Here is a 317-nt window from a genome sequence, read left to right as displayed (position 1 = left end):
GCTTTTTTGTGCTGGAAATAAAAATAAGGTAGTTATACCAATTCCATTAATTAACTTACCAATCGAGTCCAATCTCTAAAGCAGAGGGATTGGACTCTGCGTTTATCTTCACAAAAACTGTTCCAAGCATTGCATACTGAGTTCACTATATCGTTATAGTTTTCAAAACACCTATTCGCTAACTTGTATTGTCGAAGCCATTGCCAAACTTGTTCTATCGGGTTTAATTCTGGTGAATATGGCGGGATATGGATTATCGTGATGTTCTTAAAATGATTGGCTAAATGTGTTTGATGCCAGCTCGCTTGATCCATAAT

General features: G+C 36.6%; 1 protein-coding gene. It reads right to left on the bottom strand.

Annotation, left to right across the window (positions count from 1 at the left end):
- Positions 1 to 50: 50 nt before the first annotated feature.
- The coding region (locus AB4180_RS22785; RefSeq protein ID WP_193836305.1) for a transposase at positions 51 to 317 on the bottom strand (267 nt) is incomplete at its 5' end.

It is taken from the genome of Vibrio sp. 10N.286.49.C3, assembly GCF_041469545.1.
GTDB lineage: Bacteria > Pseudomonadota > Gammaproteobacteria > Enterobacterales > Vibrionaceae > Vibrio > Vibrio tasmaniensis_A.
This window is presented reverse-complemented; position numbering and strand designations above follow the sequence as displayed.